Genomic DNA, 1,321 nt, shown 5'->3' on the forward strand with positions numbered 1-1,321 from the left:
TCAACGGCCGCGATCCGAGCAATCCCGCCTGGGGTGCAACAGGCCTGCGTGTGACCGATCGCGCCCGGCTGATCGATGCGATGCAGAAAGCCGGCTGGGTTCAGGCCAAGGCTGGTCGTATCCTCGGCCTCACGCCGCGGCAAATCGGCTATGCCCTGCGTCGGCATGGTATCGAGGTGAAGAAGTTCTAAACGCCCTGCGACGTCAAACGTCAGGCCTCCTCACACCGTATGCGAGTGGAGTCTTTGAGGCGCCACTCGACGCAGCGCATGTTGAATCGCGGCATCTACGTCACCGGCGTCTCCTTCCCGGTGGTGCCGAAGGCTAGGCGCGCATCCGAAGTCCAGATGATCTTGAACCACAAGCAGGCGATTGGCTGGGTCATCGACAACATTGCGACGGTGGAGATCGCTCCGGAGAAGTGATGAGACTGCATGCGATGCTCATGCGCACTCTGGTCAGGCAGAACAATCTCGGCGCGGTTCGACGCGACCCGGTTAGCGTCACGACCAGTTCATACGTACCGTGGTCCGACCACACCGAGTTATCAATGGGACTTTCGGAGCTCTGCTGGAAGGCCGATTATCTGGTTGACAAACCAAGGAACGGATCATTAACCCTTGCGTTCGATTATGAGAACAAAACGTGATTCGATTCTTTGAGGAGAATTAGGCAAAATGTTCCTGCTTTGTTCCGCAGTCAGGCTGGAGCAAGGAAAGGTGTTGAAAACAAGCTGGGCGGATAGGCAAATCAGGTCCGTTGGCCCAGTTTGGCGAAAACCTTGAAAAATGAAGCCCGCTACAGGAGGTCAAGAATGTTTTTAAAATGCACGCCCATAATGGATGGTCCCGGCCCCCTAGAGACGATTGTTAAAATTCAAACCGCGGAAGGGACTCAGGAGGAAGTTGCTGTATATAAGGGTCTCGTCAATAATGGTTTTCTGGAGGTTGGCCCCCCTATTGTCAGCACATCGGATAAGGTTTTGATTGAGTTGCCTACAGAATCGGCCTCCGGAAGATGGAGAATTTGGGTGGCGGATTCTCAATTTAGCAGCAAGGCTGCCTAAGCCCGTTTGGGAGGGGTCAATGATACTGACGGATAGAGAGATCCGAATAGCTTTGCAGCAAAAGCAGATCGTCATTGACCCCGAGCCCGATCTCACAATCGCAATTTCCTCAACTAGTATTGACCTAACTCTAGACGATAATTTTGCGACTTGGCCTCAAATTAACGGCCTTTCAATTCGACCCGGCGCCCCAGGTTACAGCTACGCAGCAGTTGCCGGTCTTCAGGTAAAACAACAGTCGCCCACCTTCGCCCT

General features: G+C 53.8%; 3 protein-coding genes and 1 pseudogene. All 4 read left to right on the plus strand.

All coding sequences use genetic code 11. The annotated features are described in order from the left end of the window. Window positions 1–191, plus strand: a 191-nt coding sequence (locus ORS3428_RS32340) for a helix-turn-helix domain-containing protein (protein ID WP_274534792.1), incomplete at its 5' end; no start/stop codon positions are given. 78 nt (window positions 192–269) lie between these two features. Next, the gene (locus tag ORS3428_RS33235) at window positions 270–425 is read left to right on the plus strand and encodes a hypothetical protein (protein WP_157895941.1); all 156 of its coding nucleotides are present in this window, start codon (window positions 270–272) and stop codon (window positions 423–425) included. A 356-nt stretch (window positions 426–781) separates the two neighbouring features. Then, window positions 782–1,066: a hypothetical protein gene (locus ORS3428_RS32975; RefSeq protein WP_131802866.1), complete on the plus strand. Its 285-nt coding sequence runs from the start codon at window positions 782–784 to the stop codon at window positions 1,064–1,066. 19 nt (window positions 1,067–1,085) lie between these two features. Continuing rightward, window positions 1,086–1,321, plus strand: a pseudogene (locus ORS3428_RS33915) (hypothetical protein); the annotation flags it as partial.

Origin of the sequence: Mesorhizobium sp. ORS 3428 (assembly GCF_001854785.1) — a bacterium.
In the GTDB taxonomy this organism is placed as follows: domain Bacteria; phylum Pseudomonadota; class Alphaproteobacteria; order Rhizobiales; family Rhizobiaceae; genus Mesorhizobium.